We start from the raw sequence: 21,890 nt of genomic DNA on the forward strand, positions 1-21,890 counted from the left end.
TGGTGCGCCCGGCAGGATTCGAACCTGCGACCTCAGGCTTCGGAGGCCTGCGCTCTATCCAGCTGAGCTACGGGCGCGCGGCGCACATTGTAGTGCGTTAGATGCGTCCGGCGCCAATTATCGTCGGCGGGCGGAAGTCGGGCGCGGTATAATCGTCGCCATCCAGTTGACAGGAATCTCCAGAGGTCGACCTCATGAGCGCAGACCACGACCGCACGTTCGTGCGAACCTTCCTCGGCGTGCTTGGCGTGCTGGTGGGCATCACGTTTCTGATCATTATTGCCGCGGTCATGATCACCGGCGGGGATGGCGAACTCAGCGACGTCCGCAAGGAACGTATCGCCGAGCGCACCCAGCCCGATTTCCAGGTGGTAACCGACGCGGACAACCTGCAGCAGGTTGCGGCCAGCCCGGCCTCCGGGAGCGGCGGTGACGGCGGGGACGAGAGTGCGTCGCTCGAGGACACCTACAAGCAGGTCTGCGCGGCCTGTCACGGCACCGGCATGGCGGGCGCCCCCAAGACCGGCGAAGCCGGTCCTTGGCAGGCGCGGCTGGATGACAAGGGGCGGGACACGCTCTATGACCACGCCATCAACGGCTTCAAGGGCATGCCGGCGAAAGGCGGCAAGGCCGATCTATCCGATGATCGCGTGAAGGAACTGGTGGATTACATTCTCGAGGAATCGGGCGTCTAGGGGGCTGCTGAAAAACCCCGTTTTTCGGCAGGTCCCGCGCGGTACAAGGACGTACCGCCAAAATCATGCGCTGGAAGCGCTTGATTTTGGGAGCAAGCGCAAACCGCGTTTGCGTGCAGCGACGCTGAAACAAGGCCAGGATGGCCTTTTTCAGCAACGCCCTAGCACCGCCGCCCGGGCGCGTCACTCGCTGTCGAGCAGTGCCCTGAGGCCAGCGAGATGGGCGCGGCCCCGGGCCTGACGGGCCTCCGGGTCGTCGTTGTCGCGGCGCTTGCCGGGCCAGTCCAGTTCGTCGACGGGCAGTTCCTCGAGGAACCGGCTGGGCTGGCAGTCCACCAGGTCGCGGCCGCGTCGGCGCTGGCGGCAGTAGCTGAGGGTCAGTGACCGGCGGGCACGGGTGATGCCGACGTACATCAGCCGGCGTTCTTCTTCCACGTTGTCCTCGTCCAGGCTGTTCTGGTGCGGCAGCAGGCCTTCCTCGATGCCGGCCAGGAACACGTGCGGAAACTCCAGGCCCTTGGCGGCATGCAGGGTGGAAAGCTGGACCTGCGTGGCGTCCTGGCGGTCTTCGCGTTCCATCAGGTCCATCAGCCCGAGTTTGCCGACCAGCGTTTCCAGGTTCGCCGGCTGGCCGCGGTCGTCCTCGCTGTGGCGGCCCAGCCAGGCGACGAATTCGTCCACGTTTTCGGCCCGCCGCTCGCCCTGCTGGCGGTTGGCGGCGGTATCCCGCAGCCAGGCCCGGTAGTCGATGTCGGCGAGCATCTGCCGCACCAGGCTGTCGGGTGCTTCCGACTCGCTGCGCATCATCAGATCGGCGATCCATTCGACGAAATCCCCCAGCCGGCGGGTGCTGCGCTCGCCCAGCCGGCCGCTCAGGCCGATGCCGCGGGCGGCGGCGAACAGTGGCAGCCCCCGCTCGCCGGCGTAGCGGCCGAGCTGTTCCAGCGTGGCCGGGCCGATTTCCCGCCGCGGCAGGTTGACGATGCGCAGGAACGCGGCATCGTCGTCGGGGTTGGTCAGCAGCCGTAAATAGGCGATGACGTCGCGGATTTCGCCGCGGTCGAAGAACGAGCGCCCGCCGGACACGCGGTAGGCCACGTTGCGTTCGCGCAGAACGCGCTCGAAGGCCCGGGCCTGCTGGTTGCTGCGGTAGAGCACCGCGTAATCGCCCGGCTGGCCGCCTGTGCGCAGGCGGTGCGAAACCATTTCACTGACCACGCGGTCGGCCTCGTCGGCCTCGTCATCGCAGGCCAGGATACGCACGCGGTCGCCCGCGCCCAGGGCACTCCAGAGGTTCTTGTCGTAGACCCGTTCGTTGCCCTGGATCAGCCGGTTGGCCGCGGTGAGGATATGGCCGCAGGAGCGGTAGTTCTGTTCCAGCTTGATTACCGTCAGATGCGGGAAGTCGCGCGACAGGTCGGCGATGTTGCCGGGCCGCGCGCCGCGCCAGGCGTAGATCGACTGGTCGTCGTCGCCCACCACGGTGAAGGCCGCGCGCGGACCGGTGAGTCGGCGAAACAGTTCGTACTGGGCGCCGTTGGTGTCCTGGTATTCGTCCACCAGCAGATAGCCGAAGCGGTTCTGCCAGCGTTCCGCCAGCGCCGGATTATCGCGGAGCAGCTCGACCGGGCGGTAGAGCAGATCGTCGAAGTCCACCGCGTTGTAGGCGCCGAGGTGTCGCTGGTACTCAGAGTAGGCGCGGGCCAGGCTGGCCTCGCGGTCGTCCTCGGCCTCGGCCGCCGCTCGGGTCGGTGAGATCAGCGCCGATTTCCAGCGGCTGACGGTGATGCGGGCCAGTTTGCGCAGCTCCGCATCGCGGCCGAGCAGGTCGGCCAGCAGCTTGTCCGCGTCATCGGCATCGAAGATGGAAAAGCCGCGTTTCAGCCCGGCAGTGTCGCGTTCCTCTCGCAACAGCCTCAGGCCCAGGCTGTGGAAGGTGCTGATCTGCAGGCCGCCGGCGCGCTGACGGCCTACCAGTTGCCCCACGCGCGCGGCCATCTCCCGCGCCGCCTTGTTGGTGAAGGTGACCGCGGCGATGCGTTCGGCCTGGTAGCCGCTGGCGATCAGGTGCGCGATCTTGTGGGTAATCACGCCCGTCTTGCCGGACCCCGCACCAGCCAGCACCAATAGCGGGCCGTCGAGATGCTCGACGGCGGCGCGTTGTGGTGGATTGAGTTGAACGCGGCTCATGGCGGCGCGGAGTCTAACCGCATCGGGGCCTTACCAGAACCGCCTCAGTACCCCCGCTGGGCGCGATCGAGGCGTTTGCCCCCTTTTTGTGCGTTCGTATCAGGCTCTGCTTCATTCCGGGGCGCCGCTGCAGTGCCGGCCTCGCCATCGGGCACGGTACTGGCTGCCGGGCCGCTGCAGGCGGCGCGGGCATCGGCCATGGCCTGATCCAGGGCGGCAATATCGCCCGTCATTACAGGGTTTTCGTCCCGGGCACGGGCGACCAGCAGCGTGTTCTGGGCAGCACGGCTGGCGGACTCGATGGCCGCCAGACTTTCCTCGCAGGTACTGGCGGCGACCCCGGTGAGAGGCAGTAGAAAGCCCAGGGCGAACAATGAGATGGCGCAGCGCAGCATGCGTAACTCCTTGTTAGAGAATCGTAAATTATATTTCCAGCGCGAATGCCGAGGCTCGGCAGTCGCCTTGGCATGAGCGTTGCAGGAACCATTCCGGACTCGAACCGGCCGCCTGGCGATCGGCTCGAGACTGCCCGGCCGGCCAAGCCGCTGTTACGAAGGCGGCCTGGCTCGGCACTGCCGGCAAGCATACGGAACACCCGAACCTGATGTCGGGGGACCGGACGGCAGTCGGAGCTGCCGGTCGGCGTGGAATGATTTCTAACTACGGGAGTACGAGCGTAATGAAGAGTTTCAAGTATTTGGCGGTTGCCGGTCTGGTGGGGAGCTCGGCGCTGGTAAGCGCGCCGGCGATGGCCGGATCGTTGACGGGGAGCGTTGGCGTGATGAGCCAGTACCTGTTCCGAGGCATCGAGCAGGGTCCGGGCGCAGCTGGCTACGGCGGCCTGGACTACGGCTTCGATTCCGGTTTCTACGTTGGTACCTGGGCCGCCACGGTTGGCTTCGCCAGTGCCAGTGGGTCCAGCTCCGAAGTGGATATCTATGCAGGCTATGCTGGTGAGTCCGCTGGCGGCCTCGGCTACGACGTCGGCGTGCTGTACTACTGGTACCCGGAAGAGGATGAAGCCGGCAGCGCCACACCGACCAACAACACCTTTGAAATCTACGGCTCGCTTGGTTTCGGCCCGGTTGGTCTCTCGGCCTACTACGCACCGAGCGACTACTTTGCGGCCAGTGATCCTGACACGCCGGATCCGACCGACGATGCCGGCGGTGCCTACGGCGTGTACGCGTCGTTCAGTACCCCGATGACCGACAAGCTTTCGTTCGATGCTGCTGTTGGGTACAACGGCGGAAGTGGTAACGATGCATTTGCCGGCCCCAACGATGACAGCTACATGGAGTACAACCTGGGTGTCTCGGCTGCGCTGGACAACGGTTTCGGCATGAGTTTCGCTCTGGTGATGACCGACATTGAAGCGCCTGGCGTCGACGACGATCCCAAGCTGGTGGTCGACGGTAGCTACGGTTTCGATCTCTAGATCCCGAGCCATTCGGGTGACCGGGAGAGGGCCGCCTTCGGGCGGCCCTTTTCACGTCTGGCGGTCGAGTTGCCGCAGGCCCACGGCTTCGGCCACCGCTGACGGTTCGATATCCGGCTGGCCAGCGAGGTCGGCAATCGAGCGGGCCAGTTTGACGATGCGGCCGCGGGCCCGGGCTGAAAGGCCCAGCTGGTTCATGGCCTGACCGAGCAGTTGCCGCCCCGGCCGGGTCAGGCGGGCCAGGTCGCGCAGGCCGGCTTCGTCCAGGTGGGCGTTGGGCTGGTCCCGGCCCTGGCCGCGGGCGAAGTCACGGGCGGCCAGTACCCGCTCGCGCACCGCGGCGCTGGGGTCTGGTCCGGCATCCGGCCGGTCGAGCAGATCGGTCTCCACCCGCGCCACCGCCAACTGCATATCGATGCGGTCCAGCAGCGGCCCGGACAGGCGCTGCCGGTAGCGGGCCACCCGGTCGGCGCTGCAGTGACAACGGCCCGAGGGATCGCCCAGATAACCGCAGGGGCAGGGATTCATCGCCGCCACCAACTGGAAGCGGGCCGGAAAGTCGGCCTGGCGGGCGGCCCGGGAAATGGTGATGCGCCCGGATTCCAGCGGTTCACGCAGCACTTCGAGTACCCGCCGGTCGAACTCCGGCAGTTCATCTAGAAACAGCACCCCCTGATGGGCCAGGCTGATTTCGCCGGGTCGCGGATTGGAGCCGCCGCCGACCAGTGCCACCGCCGAGGCCGTGTGGTGAGGTGCCCGGAATGGCCGCCGGGCCCATTGGGCAGCGGGATCGGCCTCGGGCGAGGCGATCGAGGTGATGGCCGCGGCCTCCAGGGCCTCGGTTTCGGTCATGGGCGGCAGGATCCCGGGCAAGCGTGAAGCCAGCATGGTCTTGCCGCTACCCGGCGGCCCGCTCATCAACAGCGAATGGCCGCCCACCGCCGCGATCTCCAGTGCGCGCCGGGCCTGGTGCTGGCCCTGTACGTCGGCGAGGTTCGGTATATCGGCGGCGTCGGTAGCGGGGCGGGTGGATGACGGGACGGCCAGCGGCGTGTCCCCGGCCAGGGCGGCGACCACGTCGGCCAGATGGTCGGCCACGCGGGTGGTGGCCGCGCGCGCCAGGCCGGCTTCGGCGGCGTTGTCGCCCGGGAGAATCAGCTCCCGCTCCGATTCGGCGGCTGCAATGGCGGCGGGCAGGGCGCCGCGCACCGGACGCAGGGCACCGGACAGCGACAGTTCGCCGATGAATTCCCGGCCCGCCAGCACGTCGGTGGGCATCTGGCCGGAGGCCGCCAGCACGCCCAGCGCGATGGCCAGGTCGAACCGGCCGCCTTCCTTGGGCAGATCGGCCGGGGCCAGGTTCACGGTGGTGCGGCGGGGCGGGAACTGGAAGCCGCTGTTGACGATGGCCGCCCGCACCCGGTCGCGGCTTTCCTTGACCTCGGTCTCCGGCAGTCCCACCAGCGAGATGCCGGGCAGGCCGCCGGCGATATCCACTTCCACCCGCACCAGCGGCGCGTGAATGCCGGTCCGGGCCCGGCTGTAGACCGTCGCCAGCGCCATGCCGGATCAGCCGCGGCGTTGTGCCTCGAGCTCGGCAACCTGTGCTTCCAGCTCGGCGATGCGCTCGCGTGCTTGCACCAGCTGGCTGCGAGCGGCCTCGAATTCCTCGCGCCCGACCAGTTCCAGCCGGGGCAGCTGGCTCTGCAGCACTGCCCGCAGGTTCTGTTCGATTTCGGTGCGAATGGGGCCGAGCGCCGGCGGCATCACGCCGGCCAGGCGTTGGGCCAGTTCCTCCAGACGGCGGGCGTCGATCACGTGGTGGTTTCCTGCGACTCGGGCGTAAACGAGGAGAGTGCCGCAACTGGGGCCAGCGGCAAAGCGGCTCTCTGCACCGTTGTAGTGCAAGGCTGCCCTGAAGGCCGGCAGCGACATTGGCGGTGAGATTATAACTATTTGTCTGGGCGTGATTTTCTCAAGTTGGCACGCGCAATGCTTTAACCGACGACGCAGCCGCAGGCGTGCCGTCAATCAATGGGGATTCGGGCGCGGCCGCCGCAATCAGCGTTACAGGAGTCTAATCAGATGAAACTTATTGCAGCTGTGATCAAGCCCTTCAAGCTCGACGAGGTGCGCGAAGCGCTATCCGAAGTCGGCGTGCAGGGCATCACTGTGACCGAGGTCAAGGGCTTCGGTCGCCAGAAGGGCCACACGGAACTCTACCGCGGTGCCGAGTATGTGGTGGATTTCCTGCCCAAGGTCAAGATCGAGGTCGCCATCGACGATTCCGGCCTGGACGCCGCCCTGGAAGCCATTTCCAAGGCCGCGCACACCGGCAAGATCGGCGACGGCAAGATCTTCGTGTCCGACCTCGAGCAGGCCGTCCGCATTCGTACCGGCGAGACCGGCGGCGAAGCACTTTAACCAAATCCGTTTCGAGGGAGACAACACGTGGATATCGAAGTCAGATACGCACTAGATACCTTCTACTTCCTGGTGATGGGCGCCTTCGTCATGTGGATGGCGGCCGGTTTCACCATGCTGGAAGCGGGTCTGGTCCGCGCCAAGAACACCACCGAGATCCTGACCAAGAACGTCGGTCTGTACTCGGTGGCCTGCATCATGTACCTGATCCTGGGCTACAACCTGATGTATCCGGGTACTACTATCAGCAGCTTCATCCCGGGCGTGGATTTCATCCTCAGCGCCGCGGACAACTCGGTCGAATCGGTCACCTCCGGTGAGGAGGGCGCGCCGTACTACTCGAACCTGTCGGACTTCATGTTCCAGGTGGTGTTCGTGGCCACGGCCATGTCCATCGTGTCGGGTGCGGTGGCCGAACGCATGAAGCTTTTCTCGTTTCTCGCCTTCGCGGTGGTGCTTACCAGCATCATCTATCCTATCCAGGGTTACTGGAACTGGGGCGGCGGGTTCCTGACCAGCAGTTTCAGCTACTTCGACTACGCCGGCTCCGGCACCGTGCACTTGTGTGGTGCAGTGGCCGCCCTGGCGGGTGTCCTGATCCTGGGCCCGCGCAAGGGCAAGTACCGGCCGGACGGGTCGATTCGCGCCATCCCGGGCGCCAATCTGCCACTGGCCACGCTGGGTACGTTCATTCTCTGGCTGGGTTGGTTCGGCTTCAATGGCGGATCGGAGCTGGCTGTTTCCAGCGTTGATTCGGCCAACAACGTGGCCCGGGTGTTCGTGAATACCAACATGGCCGCCGCGGGCGGCGTGGTCGCCGCGCTGCTCACCGCCAAGGCGATGTTCGGCAAGGCCGACCTGTCCATGGCTCTGAACGGTGCTCTGGCTGGTCTGGTGTCGATCACGGCCTCGCCGCTGTCGCCGACGCCCCTGATCGCCACCATCATCGGTGTCGTGGGCGGCATCATCGTGGTGTTCTCGATCGTGGGTCTGGACAAGGCCAAGATCGATGACCCGGTGGGTGCGATCTCGGTGCACGGTGTCGCCGGCATCTTCGGCGTGCTCGTGGTGCCTCTGACCAACGGAGACGCGGATTTCGTCTCCCAGATCGTGGGCATCGTGTCGATCTTCGCCTGGACCTTCATCGCCAGCATGATCGTCTGGGGCATCCTCAAGGCCGTGATGGGTATTCGCGTCACCGAAGAGGAAGAGGACGAAGGTCTGGATTATTCCGAGTGCGGCATGGAAGCCTATCCGGAGTTCACGTCCGGCGGTAGCCAGCGCAGCGGTGTCTAAACCGCCCGCCGCCGTTACCTGAAGACGACGGCAGCGCGCCCCGGGGTTTTCCCCGGGGCGCGTTTTGTCGTTATAAAGGAGTGACCTGACGGTCATCTCCGAACAAGCAGACGAGTGCACCTCGAAGTGCGCCGTTCACAAGCAATAATCGAAAGAGAGAGGAAGCCCGATGAAGACCATGCCGATAACGGCTGGCGCCCTGCTGGCGCTGGCCCCCCTGAGTGCGTTCGCGCAATCCATCAACGGCGCCGACACCGCCTGGATCATGACCGCCACCGCCCTGGTGCTGTTCATGACCCTGCCGGGCCTGAGCCTGTTCTATGCCGGCCTGGTGCGGGTGCACAACGTGCTGTCCGTGCTCATGCAGTGTTTCGCCATCTGCTGCGTGGCCACCATTATCTGGTTTGCCTACGGTTACAGCCTGGCCTTTTCCGAGGGCAACAACTGGATCGGCGACCTGTCCAGGGTGTTCCTGAGCGGCGTCACCGTGGACAGCGCGTCCGGCACCATTCCGGAAAGCGTGTTCGCCATGTTCCAGCTCACCTTCGCGGTGATTACCCCCGCGCTGGTGGTGGGCGGTTTTGCCGAGCGGTTCCGCTTTTCCGCCCTGCTGGGCTTCACCGTGCTGTGGCTGACGCTGGTGTACCTGCCGGTGACCCACTGGGTGTGGGGCGGTGGCTGGCTCGGCGACATGGGCCTGCTGGACTTTGCCGGCGGCACCGTAGTCCACATCACCGCCGGTGTGGCGGCGCTGGTGGCGGCCCTGGTACTGGGGCCGCGCCGCGGCTTCCAGAAGGTGGCCATGCCCCCGCATAACCTGACCATGACGGTGACCGGCGCCGGCATGCTGTGGGTGGGCTGGTTCGGCTTCAACGGCGGCTCGGCGCTGGCCGCCGACGGCAGCGCCGGCATGGCGATTCTGGTGACCCACATTTCCGCCGCCGCCGGCTCGCTGGCCTGGATGATTGCCGAGTGGCTGCGTTACGGCAAACCCAGTGTGCTGGGTATCGTCACCGGCATGGTGGCGGGTCTGGGTACCATCACCCCGGCTTCCGGCTTTGTCGGGCCGGCCGGTGCGCTGGTCATAGGCCTGTCGGCCGGCGTGCTCTGTTTCACCGCTACCAACTTCCTGGAGCGGGTGCTCAAGGTCGATGACAGCCTGGACGTGTTTCCGGTCCACGGCGTCGGCGGCATGCTCGGTACCCTGCTGGTCGGCGTGTTCGCCTCCACCCAGCTGGGCGTGTTCTCCGGCCAGGGTTTCGCGGACGGCATCGAGTCGATGGGCGGCCAGCTCTGGGTGCAGTTCGTCGGGGTGATGGCAACGCTGGTCTACACCGCGGTACTGACGTTTGTCATTCTCAAGCTGCTCGAGGTGACCACCGGCCTGCGGGTGACCGAGGAGCAGGAAACCATGGGCCTGGACATCGCCGAGCACGAAGAGCGCGGCTACGACCTGTAATGACGTGGCGGTGTCGGGCGCCGCCCGGCACCGTTGCCCGATGCGTACGTGGCACCCCGCGGCTTTCACCACCGGGTGCCGCCGGTAGTACACTGCATTTCACCAACTCAGGGGAGACGACACGATGAAAATGGTCACGGCAGTGATCAAGCCGTTCCGGCTTGATGACGTGCGCGAGGCGCTGGCCGAAGTCGGCGTACACGGCACCACGATGACCGAGGTCAAGGGTTTCGGGCGCCAGAAGGGGCATACCGAGCTCTATCGCGGGGCCGAGTACGCGGTGGATTTCCTGCCCAAGGTCAAGCTGGAAGTGGCGATTGCCGACGATCAGGTCGATCGGGTGGTCGAGGCTATCACCGACGCCGCCAAGACTGGCCAGATCGGCGACGGCAAGATCTTCGTGTCGCCGCTGGAGCAGGTGATTCGCATCCGTACCGGCGAAACGGATACCGAAGCGCTGTAACCGATCGATGCCCGGGCCGAGACTCGCCGCCTCCGGCCTGTCGGTCGGCGGGATCGGCCCGGCCGCATTCGAACTCGCGGCGGGCGCATGCCTCGGGCTGACCGGACCGTCCGGTGCGGGCAAGACCCGCCTGCTGCGGGCGATCGCCGATCTCGAGCCCCATGACGGCGAGTGCCGGCTCGACGGGCGGCCCGCGAGCGCCATGCCGGGGCCGGTCTGGCGACGCGACGTCGGCTTCGTGGCCGCGGAATCCGGCTGGTGGGACGCCCGCGTCGGGGCGCATATCGAACCGGTCCGCGATGCCGATCTCGACGAGTTCGGGTTATCCCCGGCCGTTCGCGAGTGGTCCGTGGAACGGCTCTCGGCCGGCGAGCGCCAGCGTCTGGCGCTGCTCCGGCATCTGGCAGCGGCCCCGGCCGTGCTGCTGCTGGACGAACCGGTCAGTCATCTTGACGCTGATCTGATCGAGGTAGTCATCGGGCGATTGGCGGCCTGTCGGCAGGACGGCATGGCCGTCATCTGGGTCGATCATGACCGCCACCGGCTGGCCCGGGTGGCCGACGCTATCGCCCGTCTGGACAGCGCAGGTCGATTCTCGTGGAGTTGATTGCCCTGACCCCGTGGGATCTGGCCCTGGCCGGATTGCTGGTGCTGGCTCTGGCCGCAACCGCCTGGCCGATGCGGCTGGAACTGGCCCGGCCGCTGCTGGTGGCAGCGGCACGCACCGTGGTGCAGCTGGCGCTGGTCGGGCTGGTGCTGGAAACCGTGTTCGCACGGGGCAGCTTCGTCTGGGTCGGTGGCATTGCCCTGGCCATGCTGCTGCTGGCCGGCCGCGAGGCCTCGGCCCGCCAGGCCCGGCGCTTTACCGGTGGCTGGAGCTTTGCCGGGGGCACGCTGGCGATGTTCCTGTCGTCGTTCGTGACCGCGGTGCTGGCATTGACCGTCGTGATCCAGCCCGAACCCTGGCACGCGCCGCAGTACGCCATTCCGCTGCTGGGGATGCTGCTGGGCAATACCATGACCGGGGTGGCCCTGGGCATGGATCGGCTCACCAGCGGGGCCGGGCAGCAGCGCACTGCCATCGAGGCGCGGCTGGCGCTGGGTCACAGCGCAGCTGCTGCCATCGAGGGTGTGCGTCGGGAAGCGGTCCGGGCCGGGATGATCCCCATGCTCAATGCCATGGCCGCGGCCGGCATCGTCAGCCTGCCGGGCATGATGACCGGCCAGATCCTGGCCGGTGCACCGCCATGGGAAGCGGTCAAGTACCAGATTCTAATCATGTTCCTGATTGCCGGGGGTACTGGTTTTGGCACCCTCGCGGCGGTATGGCTGGGCACCTGGCGCTTGTTCGACGAGCGTCAGCGTCTGCGCCTGGACCGTCTCCGGTAACGTCTGCCGGGAAGCGGTTATCCTTGGCGTATAGACACGACGGGAGAACACGACAACCATGAACCAACCCAGCATTCTGATCACCGGGGCTGCATCGGGCATCGGCCGCGCGACGGCCCTGCACTTCGCCCGGGCCGGCTGGCGGGTGGGGGCGTTTGATCTGCCGGGGCCCGGGCTCGACAGCCTGGCTGCGGAGGCCGGAGACAATCTGGTCACCGGGGCCATGGATGTCACCCGGGGCGCCGAGGTGCAGACTACAGTCGACGGATTCGCCGGACAGGCGGGCCGCCTGGACGTTGTACTGAACAATGCCGGCATCCTGTCGATCGGACAGTTTGCCGAGATCGAACCGGATCGCCACGCGGCCATTGTCGACGTCAACGTGACCGGCGTGATGCGGGTGGCCCATGCCGCTTATCCGCATCTGGCGAAAACGCCGGGGGCACGGCTGATCAATCTGGCCTCGGCGTCCGCCGATTTCGGGGTGCCGGAGTTCGCCAGCTATTCGGCCAGCAAGTTCGCGGTGCGCGGGCTGACCGAGGCGCTCAATCTGGAATGGGCGGCGGCCGATATCCATGTATGCGCCGTCTGGCCCTCGTTTGTTCGCAGTCCCATGCTCGACAATGTTGGCGAAACCACCAGCATGCAGCGTCTGGGCATCAGTCTGACCCCGGAGGGCGTGGCCCGGGTCATCTGGCGGGCAGCCACCGGCCGGCGTCGGCTGCACCTGCCGGTGGGGCTGCTGTACAAGCTGCTGTTCGTGTCGGGGCAGTGGTTGCCGTTCGCGATGAAACGCCTGAGCATGCGGTTGATCACGGGGTACTGAGCATGCGCGGATTACGTGCCGTTGCAATGCTGATGCTGGGCACCGGGCTGGTTTTGTCTACCGGCTTCGTGTCGGCCGAAATCTATCGCTGGGTGGACGACCAGGGCCGGGTCCATTACGGCGACCGCCCGGCAACCGGCCGTGCCGCGGAACGCCTGCAGTCGACGCCTGCCGGGCCATCGCGTCCGGCGGACCGGGACACTTCCGGCGACGCCGGTCCGCAGGATGCTGCCGAAGCCCGCGCCCGACGGGCCGAACGCGTGCGCGACGAGGAATGCGACAAGGCACGCAAGCGCCTGCAGGCTTATCGTGACGCCTCGCGCCTGACCACCACCGGACCCGAGGGTGAGCCGCGCGAGCTGGATGCCGAGGAGCGCGTGGATGTCATCGTCCGGGCCGAGGAACAGGTGGCCGAGCTCTGTCCCGAGACAGACTGATCAGGGCAGCTTCCCCGTGTGACGGTGGATGCGTAGAATCGGTGTCGAGGGGAGGGCCGACCGCTACAGGAGTGAGCAACTATGCTCGGTTGGGCCATTACGTTCTTCATCGTCGCCATCGTGGCTGCGGTGTTCGGCTTCGGCGGCATCGCGGCGGCAGCCACCGACATCGCGAAAATCCTTTTCGTTGTTTTCCTCGCGCTCTTTGTGGTGAGCGTGATATTCCACCTCGTGCGCGGCCGCAAACCGCCGCTTTGATCCCGCCTGACGGCCGTACCGGCCGTCTTTGCTCGATACCCGTTATTCTCTCCGGTTCGCCCAACCCGGCGTGCTGGCTATCGGAGTCCGAACATGGAAGCAATCGGTGGTCTTCTTGGTCTGGTCATTCTCGTCGCCTGTATCTGGGCGATCCTGCAAGTGGTTAAAAGCGGGGCCGAACCCGTGGTGAAGATCATCTGGGTGGTGGCAATCATCGTGTTGCCGGTGGTTGGTCTGATCGCCTGGCTGCTTTTCGGCCCGCGCGGCTGACGACGTCTCTGCGTCAGGCGGGCCTGGCCCTGCGCAGGGCCCGCCGTTCGCGCCATCGATACCAGGGCGCAATCACGGTCAGGCTGACCGTGATGACCAGCCGTGCCGCCAGTGCGGCGGCGATCGGATGCTGCAGCAGCGGCGCGAGCAGCCGGTCATGCAGTGTGGTGGCGGGTCGCTGGCCGCGGAGTAGCGGTTCGGCCAGGACGTCCACCGCGAAGAAAATCTGCCAGGCCTGATCGACAGCGAACCGCCCCAGCTGTTGTCGGAATGCCCGCTGGCTGTCCGGGTCCAGCTGCCCGACCTGTCGGCGTAGCAGTCGGAAATAGGGCGTAAGCAGCAACCGGCCGGTGTCGCGCTGTTGGCGATAGACATCCGGTGCCGCCTCGAAAAAGCCCGTCAGCCCGGTGACGTGAGCCACCATGATCATGGCCATCAGCCGATAGCGCTGGCGCGATCCTTCACTTTCGAACCGGCGCGCCGAGGTCGTCAGCCGGCCGGGTAGCCGCAGCCAGCGTCCCTGCGTGTGGATGGCGGCGGCCATGCGCTGGTCCTCGAGAAACGGCAGTGCGGGGTCGAAACCGCCCAGTTCCCGGAACCAGTCGCGACGGATCAGCAGGCCCTGGTCGCCATTGATCGTGTAGGGACGATTGCTGGCGCTCTTGGCTTCCATGTATCGGTACAGGAAGCCGTGCCCCCGCTTTTTGCGCTGGAAGCGAAGGGCGAAATGCCCGGCCGTATGGGGCGGCTCGCCTTCGAGGATGACCACCGCCTCGGCCAGCTGATCGCCCCCGGTGGGATGGCTGTCCGCGTGCAGGAACAGCAGCCAGTCGTGATGCGCCCGCGCGGCCCCGGCATTCATCTGCCGGGCCCGCCCGGTTTCGGCAGCAATCACTTCCGCGCCGCGCCGGGCCGCAATCAGGCGGCTGGCATCGTGCGAGCCCCCGTCGGCCACGATGATCTCCAGGTCCACCCCGCGCTGGGCAGCCAGGGCATCGAACAGGGCCGGCAGTTGCCCGGCCTCGTCGAGGACCGGAATGATCACGGACAGCCGTTTCACGCGGGGACGCCCGCCCGGCTGGCCGCGGGCAGGCCGCTACCGGCCAGTACCGTGTCGAGATAACGCGGAATGCGTTCCTCCAGCCAGTATCGGGGCCGGCCGAGGCGATCGCCGGCCACGAACCCGACATGCCCGCCATGCGTCGATAATTCGAGGCGCACGCAGGGCGCCAGTTCATCAGCCCGCGGCACCACGTCCGGATGCATGAAGGGGTCGTCGGCGGCATGCAGGATCAGGGTGGGCACCCGGATGTGGCGCAGAAAGGGGCGGCTGCTGCAGCGGGCGTAGTAGTCCGCTGCATCGGCAAACCCGTTGAGGGGCGCGGTCACGACATCGTCGAAGGCGCGGAAATCACGCAGGGTGTGCAGATCGGGCAGCGTCAGCGCGTCGGCCACGGTGTCGGCCTTGCGCTGAATCTCGGCACGCATGTGGGTGAGCAGATGGGCCTGATAGGCCCGCGACAGGCCGTGGTTGATGGCGGTGGCGCAACGGTCCAGGTCGAACGGCACGGAAACCGCCACCGCCGCGTTCAGCGGTGCGGCGTTACCCTGTTCGCCCAGATATTTCAGCAGCACGTTGCCGCCCAGCGAGTAGCCCGCCGCGAACAGCGGGGCACACGGAAAACGATCGCGAAGTCGCGTCAGCAGTCGGCCCAGGTCCCCGGTATCCCCCGAATGGTAGCCCTGCGGCAGCCGGTTGGGCCGCGGCCCGGCGCCGCGGAAATGCATCAGCAGCCCCCGCCAGCCACGAGCACGCACCTGCCGAAGCAGCCCACGGGCGTAGCTGGAATCGATCGAGCCGGTCAGCCCGTGCAGCACCACCACCAGCGGGGTGTCCGGCGGTTGGCCCCGGTCCGGCAGCCAGGCCAGATCGATGAAATCACCGTCCGTCAGGTTCCAGATCTCGTGGTCGACGATCAGCGCAGGGGTGGGGCGGCAGCGGGCGGCGAACAGAGTCTGCCGGTGGGGGCCTCGCAACCAGAACGCGGGATGGAATTCGCTGGCAACAATCATGGAACTGGCGGGTGGCGAAAGCGCGGCCGGTGGATTTTCGCAGAACCGGGCGCCGATCACGGCGTTATACGCGACAGCGAATGGCTATCGTGGCGTAATTCACCGCTAAGTCTACCCGCGAACGCCGGATGACGCTTTACCGGCAGCGGGCGCAGTGCCGATCGACCAGGGACAGCTTGTCCCGCCCGAAACCGGCGCCAGCGGAACCTCCGACAGGAGATTCCGCTCAACCATTTCAGACGCGTTCGGTGCGTTCCACGCGGTCAGTGCGCCCGGCGCAGCAGACCGTCGAGCAGGCCGCCACCGCCGCAGGATTCGGCATTGTCGTAACCGTCATCCACCACGTTGTCGATCCAGTCGCGCACCGCGGCCACACCCTGGGTGTGGATGACGCTGCGCGAGATCGGAGGCATCTGTATTTCAGGGTTGCCGGCGATGTTCATGCGGAAGGGCAGGATGGAGCCGTCGGCGTCGCCCGGCACGATGTCGAACTCGCGGCCGCCGGCCCCGCCGCCCGCGGCGGTCGGCGTCTTGCAGATGCCGTAACTGGCATCCACCTCGCGCAGCGCATCCAGGAACAACCCCGTATTCGAGGCAATGCCCGCCGGGTTGTGGCAGTGCGCACAGTTGACCTCCAGATAGGCGCGCACGCGTGACTCCAGGTTGCCGTCGGCGGCATCGTCGAAGGCCGGCAGGCGCGGGAGGTTGGTGGCAATGCCGGCGGTGTCGGTCTGCGGGTTGGGCGCGCCGGCGAGCAGGCCGTTATCGATCCAGTAGGCAATCTGGTTCATCCGGCCCGCCGCCGGGTAATCGAAGGACTTGTTGAGGTTGCGCGGCTTGGGCCCGATGGGCGGCGAGCCGGCGGTGCGGTCGTCGTTGCCGTGGCAGGTCACGCACTGGTTGGCGTGCGGAACCCGATAGCTGTTGGTGCTGCCGCTATGCAGCTCGCCGGAGCGTTCGTTGGTGTAATGCCAGCTGGCAGGCGTTTCACCGCCGCCGAGCTGCAGCCGGGCCACGCGCCCGCCGGTGGCGGTGGCTTCCCAGATGTAGGGCAGGCCGTCCCACCGGGCCTGGCCACTGTCGTTGACCCGCTTGATCAGCAACCGGGTTTCCACCACCTGCCGGGTACCGTTAGACTGGTCGGGAAAGAAGAAGGTCTTGGCGATGACCGTACCCACCGGGAACACGTAGGTGGCGTTGGCGCCGTCGGCGCCGCTGCGGTACTGCGCGGAGGTACCTTCGGGCATGAATACCACCCGGCGCTTGCGCGAGTAGTCGGCGAACAGGCGGGTGTTGAGGTCGAACGGCGTGCCGCGGCCGTTCGGATCGGACAGCGGATCCTCGGGGTCGGCGAACAGGTGGTACTGATCCAGCCGCGGGCAGTTGAAGCCCACGGCCCCCCGGTTGATCTGTCCGGCGGCGGGCTCGGCTTCGCAGGCTGCGCGCACGACGTCCTCGTCCGGCGGCGTTTGCGCATCGCCGCTGGGGGTGAATCTCGCCACTTCGGCGGGTGGCAGCGGCGGCAGGGTTTCACCATAGGCAGCCAGGCACTGATGGGGCGAGACATCGCGGTCCGGAATCAGCGCCGGCACGGTGCCGGTGAGCGAGCCCAGGAATGCCGGGTCCGCCAATTGGGTTGGGTCTCCCAGCAGGTCCAGCGCCTCCAGGCCCTCGAGGCCGCGGAAATTGGTGAAGAAGGGCACCAGGGGATTGGCCTGCCGGTCATTGCTGCCTTCCTCGATGCAGATGAACATCGCCGGCCGTTCCCGAGTCCCGTCCGGGCTGTCGTCGAACTTGTAATCGTTGTAGCGGCAGGTGGGATTCGGGTCGGCGCCGGCGTACTGCGGTTCGCCGCGCTCGTCGGCCGGTACCGGATTGCCGTCGGCGGCGGTCGGGTAGGGGCATTCGCCGTTGCCGCCGCGGGCCTGATGTTCGGCATCGTCCTGATCACTGTCGTCGTAGAGGCCGTCCCAGACGATATGGGCCCCGAAACCGCCATTCTTCAGACGCACCAGGGTTGGCAGCAGGCTGTCCTGACTGCCTTCCAGAACGGTCTGGTCGGGTAGTGGCGGGTTGCCGCCGGCGTTGATCATGAGGTTGTCGTGGATGTGAATGCCCTCGGCATACATGTCCAGCCGGCGGTCTCCGGGCGGGCCGATGAGTTCGTGGCTGGCGATGATCACGCTGGCGGTGTCGTGGTCGCGGAACTCGTTGTCGAAAATCTCCACCCGGTCGTAGGCCAGGATCAGGGCACCGGTGCCGCGCGGTACCGAGCGCACGATGCCGCCGGCGGCGAAGTTGTCGGTGTTGTTGTTGCGGGCGACGTTGTCGAACACGCGGGTGCCATCGCCATACTGGGACAGACCGGGCAGATCGAATATCAGGAAGCCGCCGGTATTGCACTCGGCGAGGTTGCCGTACATGTCGGCCCGGTCGGTGTTCTCGATCTCGTAGCCGGCCACGTTGAAGGCGGCCCGCGAGTTGCGGATGATCACGTCGTTGCTCTGGCCGACGTAGAGACCGGCATCGGACGCGCCGATGGCCTCCGAATTCTCGATCAGCACGTTGTTCGACAGCACCGGGTAGATGGCGTACCGGCCATTGTCCGGGCTGGTCCGGTAGTCCGCCCGGTTGATCGCCGTCAGCGGCTGGGCCGGGCAGGCGATCTGCACCGCCGACTCGAAATTGGCGGCCGTGACCGGGTTGTCGGCGGACGACCACATCGCCCGCATGTTGCGGTAGGTCACGAAATCCGAGCCGATCACCTTGACGCCGTCGCCGGGGGTGTCGGTGACGGTGAGGTCCTGGATGGTCAGACCGCGGATGTTGATGGCGAGAATGCCTTCCGCGGTGTCGCTGTTGGCGAACGACAGTACCGTACGGTTGCGGCCACAGCCGGTGATGGTGACGTTTTCGCTGTTCTGCAGCACCAGGCCGGTATCCATCGCGAAGAAGCCGCAGTCGAAGCGGATCACGTCGCCGGGGCCAGCCTGGATGAAAGCCGACAGCGCGTCCCGGGTGGCGTCGGGGCCCGTTTCGATCATGAATTCGCGGCCCGAGGGGTCTGGTGTGCCGCCCCCGTCACTACCGCCGTCCGGCACGCCCAGCGCCGGTCCGCCGTCGCCGCCACCGCCGCCACATGCCGTCAGTACGGCGGCCATGGCCACCATCAGGATTCTCCCCACCATCGCCGCTACCCTCGTCCGGCTGCTTTCGGCCGGTTCTGGTCTTGTCGCCTGAAGTTACCACCAATATGGCGGGCCGCGAAGGCCGGCCGTTCAGCTCAACGCGCGAGGATCGGGCCGAGATAGCCGGGCCCGAGTTGACGCATCTGACTGTGGATCCAGCGCTGACGCTCAAGCAGGTAGGGGCCGGGCGAGGCGGCATCCAGGTCCCGCGGGTCGGGCAGTACGCCGGCCAGCAGGGCCGCCTGGCCGGCGCTCAAGCCGGCGGCGCCGACCCCGAAGAAGCGCCGGGCCGCAGCCTCGGCGCCGAAGACGCTATCGCCGAACTGGGCGATGTTCAGGTACACCTCGAGGATGCGCCGTTTGGGCCAGAGCCACTCGATCCACACGGTTATGTAGGCTTCCACCGCCTTGCGCAGGTAGCTGCGTGACGGCGTCAGGAACAGGTTCTTGGCCACCTGCTGGGTGATGGAGCTGGCGCCGCGCATGTTGCCGCCGGCGAGATTGTTCTCCAGTGCCTCGCCGATGGCGTCCCAGACGAAGCCGTGATGGTCGGGGAAGGTCTGGTCCTCGGCCGCCACCACCGCCAGCGGCAGTGCCGGGGCGATGTCGGCCAGATCGGCCCAGCGCTGGTCGATGCCGGTCGCTGCCCCGGATTGTTGCCACTGGGCCTGCAGCATGAAAGCGGAAGTCGGGGGGTCGACCCAGCGCAGCAGCAGCACCGCCAGCGCCGGCGCGGCCAGGGCAACCAGCAGCCCGGTGAGCAGCCAGCGCCGCAGGCGGCGTCCCAGCCCTCGAATCACGCCGGCGGATCGGCCTGTGTCTGCCGATTACTCCTGCGGGCGGGGGAGATACTGGCTGAGGGTGCGCACGAACTTGCGGCCGGGTTCCGGTATGCCCGCATCATCCGTGTTGTCCAGGATTTCATAGGGCGTGATGCCGGCTTCGTCGTAGAAGTCCTGGTTGGCGGCGTGGTCCATGGACAAGGCCGCGCCTTCCAGCGAGATCCCCGCGAACAGCCCGCGCGAACGGGAGTAAGAGTAGACCTCGGCATCGAAGCTGATGTTGGTGGCGGCACTGGCGCTGCGCCCGACCGGGCCGGCAGCCACCGAAGCATCGCCGCCCAGGGTGAAGTCGCCGCGGGCGATGCGGTCGATGCTGCGGCGGGACTTGAAGATCAGGATCACGTCGGTGCTGGAGGCGCCGATCTGCCAGCCCAGTGAACCCCCGGTGAGATTGATGAAGGCCGGGTTGCTCCACTTGCCGTTTTCGCCCCGCACCGAGACCACGCCGCTGCCGCGCCGGCCGGCGATGATCAGCCCTACCTTGAGCACGCTCGGGATCACGGCAATCCCGTAGGCCTTGTTGAGCAGGACCGGCGGAATGGCATTCTCGGGGATGTTGACCAGGTCACTGAGGACGCCGGTGGCCTCGTCGACCTGCTCGTTCTCACTGATGCCGGCCCCGGCAACGGCATGGAACAGCATCAGGCTGCCGGCCAGGGCGGCGGTGCAAAGCTTATTCATGGTGCGACCTCTTGCGTCGTTTCACGGCTTGGACGGCGCGCCGCGGGTTTGGTTCGGTGTCCCGATTCTAGGCCAGCCGCGCGGGTCTGCCCATGACGCCGCAAGGCGACACTCCCGGAAGGGATAAGGGGCTTATTCGGCGTACTGCTCCCGCACGCTTTCGAAGCGGATATCCGGCCAGCGCTCCCGGGTGAGGTCCAGCTTGACCCGCGAGTTGGCCAGATAGACCAGCGCCCCGCCGTGGTCGCGGGCCACGCCCGGGGTGTTGCGATCGGCAAAGCGCTTGAGTTCACGCTCGTCGTCGGCGTAGATCCAGCGGGCGGTGTAGACATCGATCGCCTCGAAGGTTGCCGATACCCCGTATTCAGTGCGCAGCCGCTCGGCCACCACGTCGAACTGCAGCACGCCCACCGCGCCCAGGATCACGTCGTTGTTGTGCAGCGGCCGGAACACCTGGGTGGCACCTTCCTCGCAGAGCTGGTCCACCCCCTTGTTGAGCGCCTTGGCCTTGAGCGGGTCGCGCAATACCACCCGCTGGAACAGCTCAGGTGCGAAGTTGGGAATGCCGGAGAAACGCAGGTCCTCACCCTCGGAGAAACAGTCGCCGATGGCAATGGTGCCGTGGTTGTGGATGCCGATGATGTCGCCGGCCCAGGCGTCGTCGGCGGCCCCCCGCCGATTGGCCATGAAGGTGATGGCGTCATTCACGCGGATTTCCTTGCCGGCCCGCAGGTGGCGCATCTTCATGCCCTTGGTATAGCGGCCGGAACACAGGCGCAGGAAGGCGATGCGGTCGCGGTGCTGCGGGTCCATGTTCGCCTGGATCTTGAACACGAAGCCGGAAAGCTTTTCCTCGGAAGGCTCGACCACGCGCGACTGCGCCTCGCGGGGCTGGGGCGGTGGGGCCCACTCCACGAACGCGTCCAGTAGTGACTGCAGGCCGAAGTTGTTGATCGCCGAGCCGAAGAACACCGGGGTCAGCCGGCCGGCGCGGTATTCGTCCAGATCGAAGCCGTGGCCGGCGGCCTGCACCAGTTCCACTTCCTCGCGCAGAGTGTCGAGATCCTGGCCGGCGATCTCGGCCAGCCGCGGGTCGTCAAGCCCCGCGATCGTCTCTTCCTGCCCACCGGCCTCGTTGTCCTCGCCGTGATAGAGATGAACCTTGTCCTCCAGCAGGTGGTAGACGCCGCGGAACTGCCGACCCATGCCGATCGGCCAGGTGATCGGCGCGCAGCGTATCTTGAGGATGTCCTCGATCTCGTCGAGCAGCTCCAGCGGCGGCCGGCCGTCGCGGTCCAGCTTGTTGATGAAGGTGCAGATGGGGGTGGTGCGCAGGCGCGTGACCTCCATCAGCTTGATGGTGCGCGGTTCCACGCCGCGGGCGGCGTCGATCACCATCAGGGCCGAATCGACCGCGGTGAGCGTGCGGTAGGTGTCCTCGGAGAAATCCTCGTGGCCCGGGGTGTCGAGCAGATTCATGATGCGTTCGGCGTACGGGAACTGCATCACCGAGGTGGTCACCGAAATGCCGCGCTGCTGCTCCATCGCCATCCAGTCCGAGGTGGCATGGCGGGCAGCCTTGCGGCCCTTGACGGTGCCGGCCAGCTGGATCGCGCCGCCGAACAGCAGCAGCTTCTCCGTGAGCGTGGTCTTGCCCGCGTCCGGATGGGAAATGATCGCGAACGTCCGGCGCTTGGCGACCTGGTCGGCAGTAGACATGGGAACCTGCTGGGAAAAAGCCGCGCGAGCTTAACGGCTGCGGGCCGAGCTGTACAGGCAATTATAGTCGTTTGCTATTGGATCGTTACTGACAATTCATTTGAAAAATAGTCGGCTGACGTCATCATAGTGCGCAACAAAAACGACTACTCGCTGAGCCGGTGACAACCGGCTGGCACGATTCCTCCTAGCCTGCCCTGCTGCCCGGTCTCTGGCCCCCCTCCGGAGCCGGGCTTTTTTGA

Annotated in this window: 22 protein-coding genes and 1 tRNA gene; 12 read left to right on the forward strand and 11 right to left on the reverse strand. The window is 66.6% G+C overall.

Features of this window, described 5'->3' with window-relative positions:
• Positions 1-77: transfer RNA gene (locus RM532_RS12185), tRNA-Arg, on the reverse strand.
• A gap of 117 nt (positions 78-194) precedes the next feature.
• Here RM532_RS12185 and RM532_RS12190 point away from each other — a divergent pair.
• Positions 195-695: a c-type cytochrome gene (locus RM532_RS12190; protein ID WP_311653609.1), complete on the forward strand. Its 501-nt coding sequence runs from the start codon at positions 195-197 to the stop codon at positions 693-695.
• 183 nt (positions 696-878) lie between these two features.
• On the opposite strand, the gene RM532_RS12195 is transcribed toward RM532_RS12190, so the two are convergent.
• Together RM532_RS12195 and RM532_RS12200 are read right to left on the reverse strand one after the other, a co-directional pair.
• Positions 879-2,885 (reverse strand): UvrD-helicase domain-containing protein, encoded by a 2,007-nt coding sequence (locus RM532_RS12195; protein ID WP_311653610.1) that lies wholly within the window; start codon positions 2,883-2,885, stop codon positions 879-881.
• A gap of 44 nt (positions 2,886-2,929) precedes the next feature.
• Positions 2,930-3,280: a hypothetical protein gene (locus RM532_RS12200; protein ID WP_311653611.1), complete on the reverse strand. Its 351-nt coding sequence runs from the start codon at positions 3,278-3,280 to the stop codon at positions 2,930-2,932.
• 284 nt (positions 3,281-3,564) lie between these two features.
• Between RM532_RS12200 and RM532_RS12205 the strand changes: the two genes are divergently transcribed.
• Positions 3,565-4,323 (forward strand): TorF family putative porin, encoded by a 759-nt coding sequence (locus RM532_RS12205; protein WP_311653612.1) that lies wholly within the window; start codon positions 3,565-3,567, stop codon positions 4,321-4,323.
• A gap of 51 nt (positions 4,324-4,374) precedes the next feature.
• Here the strand turns inward: RM532_RS12205 and RM532_RS12210 are convergent, their stop codons facing one another.
• Together RM532_RS12210 and RM532_RS12215 are read right to left on the reverse strand one after the other, a co-directional pair.
• A complete protein-coding gene (locus RM532_RS12210) occupies positions 4,375-5,886 on the reverse strand; it encodes a YifB family Mg chelatase-like AAA ATPase (RefSeq protein ID WP_311653613.1) in 1,512 nt (503 codons plus the stop codon).
• A gap of 6 nt (positions 5,887-5,892) precedes the next feature.
• Entirely contained in the window at positions 5,893-6,141 is a 249-nt protein-coding gene (locus tag RM532_RS12215; RefSeq protein ID WP_311653614.1) for an accessory factor UbiK family protein, read from the reverse strand.
• Positions 6,142-6,408: 267 nt separating this feature from the next.
• Here RM532_RS12215 and glnK (RM532_RS12220) point away from each other — a divergent pair, with 267 nt between their 5' ends.
• From glnK (RM532_RS12220) to RM532_RS12265, 10 genes are all read left to right on the forward strand, one after another.
• A complete protein-coding gene (gene glnK, locus RM532_RS12220; RefSeq protein ID WP_311653615.1) occupies positions 6,409-6,747 on the forward strand; it encodes a P-II family nitrogen regulator in 339 nt (112 codons plus the stop codon).
• A 75-nt stretch (positions 6,748-6,822) separates the two neighbouring features.
• Positions 6,823-8,043 (forward strand): ammonium transporter, encoded by a 1,221-nt coding sequence (locus RM532_RS12225; protein WP_349255319.1) that lies wholly within the window; start codon positions 6,823-6,825, stop codon positions 8,041-8,043.
• A gap of 178 nt (positions 8,044-8,221) precedes the next feature.
• Positions 8,222-9,502, forward strand: a complete 1,281-nt coding sequence (locus RM532_RS12230) for an ammonium transporter (RefSeq protein ID WP_311653617.1) — start codon at positions 8,222-8,224, stop codon at positions 9,500-9,502.
• A gap of 124 nt (positions 9,503-9,626) precedes the next feature.
• Positions 9,627-9,965 (forward strand): P-II family nitrogen regulator, encoded by a 339-nt coding sequence (gene glnK / locus RM532_RS12235; protein ID WP_311653618.1) that lies wholly within the window; start codon positions 9,627-9,629, stop codon positions 9,963-9,965.
• A gap of 7 nt (positions 9,966-9,972) precedes the next feature.
• Entirely contained in the window at positions 9,973-10,572 is a 600-nt protein-coding gene (locus tag RM532_RS12240) for an ABC transporter ATP-binding protein (RefSeq protein WP_311653619.1), read from the forward strand.
• Positions 10,563-11,354: an ABC transporter permease gene (locus RM532_RS12245; RefSeq protein WP_311653620.1), complete on the forward strand. Its 792-nt coding sequence runs from the start codon at positions 10,563-10,565 to the stop codon at positions 11,352-11,354. The genes RM532_RS12240 and RM532_RS12245 overlap by 10 nt, the downstream gene beginning before the upstream one ends.
• A gap of 58 nt (positions 11,355-11,412) precedes the next feature.
• Positions 11,413-12,180, forward strand: coding sequence for an SDR family oxidoreductase (locus RM532_RS12250; RefSeq protein WP_311653621.1), 768 nt, complete (start codon positions 11,413-11,415; stop codon positions 12,178-12,180).
• Between the two features lie 2 nt (positions 12,181-12,182).
• Positions 12,183-12,617 carry a DUF4124 domain-containing protein gene (locus RM532_RS12255; protein ID WP_311653622.1) on the forward strand — a complete coding sequence of 145 codons (435 nt, stop codon included), beginning with the start codon at positions 12,183-12,185 and terminating at the stop codon, positions 12,615-12,617.
• An 81-nt stretch (positions 12,618-12,698) separates the two neighbouring features.
• Positions 12,699-12,875: a DUF1328 domain-containing protein gene (locus RM532_RS12260; RefSeq protein ID WP_311653623.1), complete on the forward strand. Its 177-nt coding sequence runs from the start codon at positions 12,699-12,701 to the stop codon at positions 12,873-12,875.
• 93 nt (positions 12,876-12,968) lie between these two features.
• Entirely contained in the window at positions 12,969-13,145 is a 177-nt protein-coding gene (locus RM532_RS12265; protein WP_311653624.1) for a PLDc N-terminal domain-containing protein, read from the forward strand.
• 13 nt (positions 13,146-13,158) lie between these two features.
• Here RM532_RS12265 and RM532_RS12270 read toward each other — a convergent pair whose 3' ends face one another.
• From RM532_RS12270 to RM532_RS12295, 6 genes are all read right to left on the reverse strand, one after another.
• Positions 13,159-14,205: a TIGR04283 family arsenosugar biosynthesis glycosyltransferase gene (locus tag RM532_RS12270; RefSeq protein WP_311653625.1), complete on the reverse strand. Its 1,047-nt coding sequence runs from the start codon at positions 14,203-14,205 to the stop codon at positions 13,159-13,161.
• On the reverse strand, positions 14,202-15,218 hold the full coding sequence (locus tag RM532_RS12275) for a hydrolase (protein ID WP_311653626.1): 1,017 nt from the start codon (positions 15,216-15,218) through the stop codon (positions 14,202-14,204). The genes RM532_RS12270 and RM532_RS12275 overlap by 4 nt, the downstream gene beginning before the upstream one ends.
• 263 nt (positions 15,219-15,481) lie before the next feature.
• On the reverse strand, positions 15,482-18,406 hold the full coding sequence (locus RM532_RS12280; RefSeq protein ID WP_311653627.1) for a parallel beta-helix domain-containing protein: 2,925 nt from the start codon (positions 18,404-18,406) through the stop codon (positions 15,482-15,484).
• Between the two features lie 95 nt (positions 18,407-18,501).
• Positions 18,502-19,206, reverse strand: coding sequence for a monofunctional biosynthetic peptidoglycan transglycosylase (mtgA, locus tag RM532_RS12285; protein ID WP_311653628.1), 705 nt, complete (start codon positions 19,204-19,206; stop codon positions 18,502-18,504).
• A gap of 27 nt (positions 19,207-19,233) precedes the next feature.
• Complete coding sequence (locus tag RM532_RS12290; protein ID WP_311653629.1) at positions 19,234-19,929, reverse strand: lipid-binding SYLF domain-containing protein; 696 nt, start codon at positions 19,927-19,929, stop codon at positions 19,234-19,236.
• 132 nt (positions 19,930-20,061) lie between these two features.
• Positions 20,062-21,648 carry a peptide chain release factor 3 gene (locus RM532_RS12295; RefSeq protein ID WP_311653630.1) on the reverse strand — a complete coding sequence of 529 codons (1,587 nt, stop codon included), beginning with the start codon at positions 21,646-21,648 and terminating at the stop codon, positions 20,062-20,064.
• Positions 21,649-21,890 lie beyond the last annotated feature (242 nt).

This window comes from Spectribacter hydrogenoxidans, assembly GCF_031846275.1.
In the GTDB taxonomy this organism is placed as follows: Bacteria; Pseudomonadota; Gammaproteobacteria; order Nevskiales; family Salinisphaeraceae; genus Spectribacter; species Spectribacter hydrogenoxidans.

Coding starts and splice junctions, on each gene's coding strand:
- RM532_RS12230 (WP_311653617.1), top strand. CDS start 8,222: ATGCCGATAACGGCTGGCGCCCTGCTGGCGCTGGCCCCCCTGAGTGCG.
- RM532_RS12225 (WP_349255319.1), top strand. CDS start 6,823: ATGGGCGCCTTCGTCATGTGGATGGCGGCCGGTTTCACCATGCTGGAA.
- RM532_RS12275 (WP_311653626.1), bottom strand. CDS start 15,218: ATGATTGTTGCCAGCGAATTCCATCCCGCGTTCTGGTTGCGAGGCCCC.
- RM532_RS12190 (WP_311653609.1), top strand. CDS start 195: ATGAGCGCAGACCACGACCGCACGTTCGTGCGAACCTTCCTCGGCGTG.
- glnK (WP_311653615.1), top strand. CDS start 6,409: ATGAAACTTATTGCAGCTGTGATCAAGCCCTTCAAGCTCGACGAGGTG.
- RM532_RS12240 (WP_311653619.1), top strand. CDS start 9,973: ATGCCCGGGCCGAGACTCGCCGCCTCCGGCCTGTCGGTCGGCGGGATC.
- RM532_RS12200 (WP_311653611.1), bottom strand. CDS start 3,280: ATGCTGCGCTGCGCCATCTCATTGTTCGCCCTGGGCTTTCTACTGCCT.
- RM532_RS12205 (WP_311653612.1), top strand. CDS start 3,565: ATGAAGAGTTTCAAGTATTTGGCGGTTGCCGGTCTGGTGGGGAGCTCG.
- RM532_RS12295 (WP_311653630.1), bottom strand. CDS start 21,648: ATGTCTACTGCCGACCAGGTCGCCAAGCGCCGGACGTTCGCGATCATT.
- RM532_RS12195 (WP_311653610.1), bottom strand. CDS start 2,885: ATGAGCCGCGTTCAACTCAATCCACCACAACGCGCCGCCGTCGAGCAT.
- RM532_RS12265 (WP_311653624.1), top strand. CDS start 12,969: ATGGAAGCAATCGGTGGTCTTCTTGGTCTGGTCATTCTCGTCGCCTGT.
- RM532_RS12290 (WP_311653629.1), bottom strand. CDS start 19,929: ATGAATAAGCTTTGCACCGCCGCCCTGGCCGGCAGCCTGATGCTGTTC.
- glnK (WP_311653618.1), top strand. CDS start 9,627: ATGAAAATGGTCACGGCAGTGATCAAGCCGTTCCGGCTTGATGACGTG.
- RM532_RS12260 (WP_311653623.1), top strand. CDS start 12,699: ATGCTCGGTTGGGCCATTACGTTCTTCATCGTCGCCATCGTGGCTGCG.
- RM532_RS12250 (WP_311653621.1), top strand. CDS start 11,413: ATGAACCAACCCAGCATTCTGATCACCGGGGCTGCATCGGGCATCGGC.
- RM532_RS12255 (WP_311653622.1), top strand. CDS start 12,183: ATGCGCGGATTACGTGCCGTTGCAATGCTGATGCTGGGCACCGGGCTG.
- RM532_RS12280 (WP_311653627.1), bottom strand. CDS start 18,406: ATGGTGGGGAGAATCCTGATGGTGGCCATGGCCGCCGTACTGACGGCA.
- RM532_RS12210 (WP_311653613.1), bottom strand. CDS start 5,886: ATGGCGCTGGCGACGGTCTACAGCCGGGCCCGGACCGGCATTCACGCG.